Genomic DNA, 5,686 nt, shown 5'->3' with positions numbered 1-5,686 from the left:
CGGTCCTCTTCGGACAGTTCCCGCACCGCCGCTTCGGGGTCTTCGAGCCGGGAGAGGTCGACTTCCCGCCACGGCAACTCCACCTGCCTGGCGATGATCTGCACCGTCTCACCCGATTTGCGCTGCCGGAAGCAGGCCCGCAGCGGGGCGTGCCTGGCCAGTACGGCCGCCCAGGCGGCGCGCAACCGTTCCGCGTCCACGCTCCCGTCGAGGTCCAGGATCCAGTGTCCGATGTAGACATCCGGACCTTCGCCGTCGTAGACCGCGTGGAAGAGCAACCCGGCCTGCAGCGGTGACAGCGGCCAGATTTCCTCGATCCGCGACTGAGCCATCAATTTCTCCCTCGATCAGCGAAGGGCATGGAGTTCGTCGCCGAACTCAGCCTCGAATTCCTCGATCTCGTCTTGTCCAGGTGGTCGAGGACGGCAGCGACAGGCCGGTGTTCTCCCCCATGCGAGGATCATCCGCCTGCCGGGCCGGACCGGACAACATGTCCAAGGTTTCTTTTGCCTAGCGGTGAAAGCAACGTTTCGCAGTGGCCGCGGGGGGCGTCGCTTCCGGCCGGGACCGGGGTGCGCGAGGCCGTGTTGCGAAAGCCGCCTTCGCCTTACCTCTTCAGTCGCCGATCACGACCAGCGTCACCCGGCGTCGAACTCGGCCTCGAATTCGTCCATCTCGTCCCGTCCGATGTCGAGCAGGGCGACGTCGGCCTGCGCTCCCACCTCGGCGGAAGCCGTCCCGCGGCCGATGAACGCCGCGATTCCCGAAGGCGTCCGGTATTCGAACACCTCTCGCGCGCCGAAGGTCATTCCGTCGCGATGCGCCCGTGCCGCCAATTGCATCGACAGGAGCGAATCCCCGCCCAATTCGAAAAAACTGTCGTCCGCGCCGATCCGCGTCAGGCCGAGCACTTCGGCGAAGAGCGCGCACAACGCCCGTTCCATTTCGGTCGACGGCTCCCGGCCTGCCGAAAGCCCGCGGAAATCGGGATCCGGCAGCATCGCCCGGTCGACCTTCCCGTTCGCCGTCACCGGCAAGGCGTCGAGCACCACGATCGCCGCCGGCACCAGATGGTCCGGCAGGATCGTGGCGAGCCGTTCGCGCAGCGGNNCGCCGCCTCGATCTCACCGGGTTCCACCCGGAAACCGCGGATCTTGACCTGGTCGTCGGCCCGGCCGGCGAACACCAGCTCGCCCTCGTCCGTCCAGTACGCCAGGTCCCCGGTCCGGTACATCCGCCTGCCACCGGCGAACGGATCGGCGACGAAACGCTCCGACGTCAACGCCGTGCGGCCCAGATAGCCCTGTGCCACCGCGTCGCCGCCGATGTACAGATCGCCCGCGAAACCCGGCGGCACCGGGCGCAGGAAGACGTCGAGCACGTACAGCCGCCTGCCCGGCAACGGCCCGCCGATCGGCAGCACCGGCGCGAGCCCGTCGCCCGGCTCGATCGCCTTCGACGACACGCACACCGCGGCTTCGGTGGGGCCGTACGCGTGCCAGACCCGCAACCGCGGACAGGCCCGCCGGACCCGGTCCACCATCTCGGGCGGCACCACGTCGCCGCTCAGCAGCAGTTCGCGCAGTCCCGAGAAGACCTCCGGCGATTCCTGTGCCAGCGCACGGAACTGCCCGGCCATCATGACGACCGCGGTGACACCTTTCGCCACCGAGGCGACGAGCCGCGCGGCGTCGACCATGCCCGGTTCGGCGAGCAGCACGGCCGCCCCGGAGCCGAGAGACACCCACAGGTCGAACACCGACGCGTCGAAGGTGTGCGGAGCGTGCATCAGGACCGTGTCGCCGGGCCCGACGGCCCATCCCGGATCCCCCACCAGGATCGCCGCGGCCCGGTGCTGGACCACCACCCCCTTCGGAGTCCCGGTCGATCCGGACGTGTAGATCACGTAGGCCGGGTCGTCCGCTCCGGCGGAGAACGGGGGAACCTCGCCTTCGACGGTCTCGTCGACGACCAGCGCCGGGTATCCCGCGGGCACCAGCTCCACGGTCTCCGCCCCGCACGCGACCGCCGCGACCGCGGAGTCGGCCAGCATGAACGCCACCCGGTCCGGCGGATAGTCCGGCGAGACCGGTACGAACGCCGCTCCCGCCTTCCACACCCCGAGCCAGGCCGCCACCAGCTCCGCCGACCGCTCCATGACGACGCCGACCCGGTCGCCGCGGCGCACCCCGCGCCGCGTCAGGGCGCCCGCCACCCGGCCCGCCCACGCGTCGAGTTCCGCGAAGGACCAGACCCGGTCCCCGTCGATCACCGCCGTCGCGCCGGGTGTCTCGCGCACCCACGCCGCGAACATCTCCGGCACCGAAGCCGACGGCACCCCGTCACCGGTGTCGTTCCACCGTTCGACGACCAGTTCCCGCTCGGGCTCGCCCACCACGTCGAGCCGCCCGACGGGCGCCGCCGGATCCGCGATCATGCGTTCCAGCACGCGGACGAGGCCGCGGTGGGCCTCCTCCGCCAGTGCCGCGCCGACCTGGTCCGGCTGGTATTGCAGATCGGTCGTGAGGCGCTCGCCGGGCATGACCACCAGGGTCATCGCGTACGGCGCCGCCTGGTGGTACTCCCGCAGGGTCAGGCTGAGCCCGCTCGGGGAGACCGCGCCCGCCGCGGGGTCGGCGTAGTTCTCGAATCCCACGACCGTGTCGAAACCGGCTCCGCCGAGCTTCTGGATCTCCGGCAGGCCGAGGTGGTGATGCGCCACCAGCGCGGACTGTCGTTCCTGCAAGTCCTTCAGCAGCACGGCGATCGGCTGATCGCCGTCCAGCCGCACCCGCACCGGCACGGTGCCGATGAACAGTCCCACGGTCTGTTCCACGCCGGGCATCTCCGCCGGGCGGCCCGAAACCACCGCGCCGAACACCACGTCACGACGACGGGCCAGCCGGGCCAGCACGATCCCCCACGCCCCTTGCACGAGCGTGTTCAAGGTCAGCCCGTGGCCGCGGGCGAACTCGGTCAGCGCGGCGGTGAAATCCGGTGTGTGGCGGATCAGTTCGCGGGCGGGCGGACCCGGATCCGCCCCCTGCCGTTCGGGGAGCCCGAGCGCCGATCCGTCGGCGCCGGCCAGTTCCGCGCGCCACGCCGCCCGCGCCGCTTCCTTGTCCTGCTCGGCGAGCCAGGCGAGATACGTCCCGTAGGAGCCCGCGGGCCGCAACCGCGGACCGCCGCGGCCCGCCGCGTAGATGTCGAGGAGGTCCGCCTCGAGGATCGCCCGCGACCACCCGTCCATGACCAGGTGATGGCTCGTCGTCACCAGGCAGTGCCGGTCCGGGCCGAGCCGGATCAGCGTCAGCCGCAGCAGCGGCGGTTTCGCCAGGTCGAATTTCCGGGCGCGTTCCTTCTCCGCGATCGCGCTCACCTCGGCCAGCGCGTCCGCTTCGGTCAGCCCCGACAGATCGTGTTCCGCCCACGGCGGCTTCGCGGCACGGAAGATGAGCTGCACCGGCTCGCCCGATTTCCGCCGGTGGAAACCGGCGCGCAGCGCCGCATGCCGGTCGAGAAGGATTTCCCACGATTCCCGGAACCGCCGGACGTCCAGCGGTCCGTCGAGGAACTGCGTCTGCTGGGTCATCTGGATGTCGGGGGCGTCCTCGGCCAGCAGCGAGGCGTGATAGAGCATTCCCTCCTGCATCGGGGAAAGCGGCCAGATCTCCGCCAGCGCCGATCCGGAAGTCGTTGCCGACGTGCTCACGATGCCCGCCCCTCGCTGAGTTCCGCCGCGATCGCTTCGAAGCCCTCGATCTCGTCCTGGTCGAGTTCGAGGAGACCGAAATCGGAGGCGGTGTGCCCACCGGCGGTGGGGTCTTCCGCCTGCCGCGCCAACCCGGACAGCGTGTCCAGCAGCGCGCGGGCCAGTCGTTCGATCCCGGCGTCGTCGAACGCCTCGTCCGACCACTCCACCATGAGCGTCAGTTCCGGCCCGTCCGGCAGATCCTGGACGATCGCGTTGACGTCGAGATCGTGCGGCAACCGCGTGGCCGGATCCATCGAACCGCCGATCTCCCCGGCCAGTTGCCACGCCCGCACTTCGCTCGCGTCACCGGCGACGAACCGGCCGAGGTAGTTGAACCCGATCCGGGCCGACGGCAGCGCCGCGAGCACCGGTCCCGTCTCACCGTTGAGGTGACGCAGCAATCCGTGGCCGAGCCCGTCGCCGGGTACCGCGCGCGATTGCTCCTTGACCGCCTTCAGCAACCCGCCTGCCGCCGCACCCCCGGCGAGCACGTCGGCCAGATCGATACCGGCCACGTCCAGCCGGACCGGATACGTGCTGGTGAACCAGCCGACCGTCCTGGACAGGTCCATCCCTTCGACGGGATGACGGCCGTGGCTCTCCACGTCCACGAGCACCGTGTCCTCGCCACGCCACCGGGCGACCGCGCCGGCCAGCCCGGCCAGCAGCACTTCGTGCACGCCACAGTGGAACACCGCCGGTGCCCGGCTCACCAGCACCGACGTCTCGGCGGACGGCACCGTCCACGACCGCGAACGCACCGCGCCGGACGGAGCGGGACCCGGCTCCGACGGCGGGCCGAGAATCGCCTTCCAGGCGGGCAGTTCCGCGACCCGTTCGGCGGAAACGGCCCATTCCTCCAGCAACGCCGCCCACCGGCGGAACGACACGCCCACCGGTTCCAGCTCGGGCCGCCTGCCCGCGGCCGCCGCCTCGCAGGCGGCTCGCAGGTCGGCCGTCAAAACACGCCACGACACCCCGTCGACGACGAGATGATGCGCCGCCACGACCAGCCTGCCCACGCGATCCGGTCCGGCGTCCAGCCACACCGCCTGGACCATGACCCCCGCGGCCGGATCCAGCCGTCCGACGGCTTCCCGCGCCGCGGACTCGGCGGCCTCGGCCAAGGCGGCTCCGGCCTCCACCCGGGTGATCATTCCCGCCGCGGCCACCGATCCACGCTCGCCGACCACGAGGCGCGCGCCACCGTCGGCGACCCGCGCGCGCAACATGTCGTGCGTGTCCAGCACGGCGGTGAACCCGGCGGCCAAGGTCTCCTCCGTCAGGTCCGCGGGCGCGCCCGTCACGACCCACTGCGCGAACCCCGCCCCCGCGACGCCTTCGCCGAACATCCGCATCACCGGGGTCAGCACGACCTCACCGACGCCGTCCTCGATCGCGGCCGGATCCGGCTGTGGCACGGCGGTTTCCGCGACCAGCTGCGCGAGCCGCTCGGGCGTCCGGTGGTCGAAGATCTGCCGCGGGGTCAGCGAAAGGCCGTCACGCCGCGCACGGGAGGCGACCTGCATCGACGAGATCGAATCCCCGCCCAGTTCGAAGAAGCCGTCCTCGACCCCGACCCTGGCCAGCCCGAGCACCTCGGCGAACACGTCGCACAGGATCCGCTCGACCTCGTTCGCGGGCTCCCGCCCGGCGGTCTTCGACGAGAAATCCGGTGCCGGCAAGGCCTTCCGGTCGATCTTCCCGTGCGGCGTGAGCGGCAGGGCGGCCAGTGCCACCACCGCCGCGGGCACCATGTACGCCGGCATCCGGGCCGCGATCCCCTCCCGCAGCGCTTCCGGATCGACGTCGTCCGGCGCCACGTACGCCACCAGCCGTCCGTCGTGGACGGTCACCGTGGCCTGGGTGACCTCGGGGCGGCTCGACAGGGCGAATTCGATCTCCCGGGGTTCGACCCGGAAGCCGCGGATC

General features: G+C 71.3%; 4 protein-coding genes. All 4 read right to left on the bottom strand.

Going from position 1 to position 5,686, the window contains the following annotated elements; translation table 11 throughout:
- A partial coding sequence (locus AVR91_RS16645; protein ID WP_143254023.1) for a condensation domain-containing protein occupies window positions 1–332 on the bottom strand: 332 nt, incomplete at its 3' end.
- A gap of 306 nt (window positions 333–638) precedes the next feature.
- Window positions 639–1,067, bottom strand: a complete 429-nt coding sequence (locus tag AVR91_RS16640) for a phosphopantetheine-binding protein (protein ID WP_076857366.1) — start codon at window positions 1,065–1,067, stop codon at window positions 639–641.
- A complete protein-coding gene (locus tag AVR91_RS16635; RefSeq protein WP_455577836.1) occupies window positions 1,028–3,640 on the bottom strand; it encodes a non-ribosomal peptide synthetase in 2,613 nt (870 codons plus the stop codon). The genes AVR91_RS16640 and AVR91_RS16635 overlap by 40 nt, the downstream gene beginning before the upstream one ends.
- A gap of 68 nt (window positions 3,641–3,708) precedes the next feature.
- Window positions 3,709–5,686: condensation domain-containing protein (locus tag AVR91_RS16630; RefSeq protein ID WP_228709221.1), on the bottom strand; the 1,978-nt coding region annotated here is incomplete at its 5' end.

It is taken from the genome of Amycolatopsis keratiniphila subsp. keratiniphila, assembly GCF_001620365.2.
Lineage (GTDB): Bacteria > Actinomycetota > Actinomycetes > Mycobacteriales > Pseudonocardiaceae > Amycolatopsis > Amycolatopsis keratiniphila.
The sequence above is the reverse complement of the archived record's forward strand: the minus strand, read 5'-3'. Positions and strand labels throughout refer to the sequence as shown.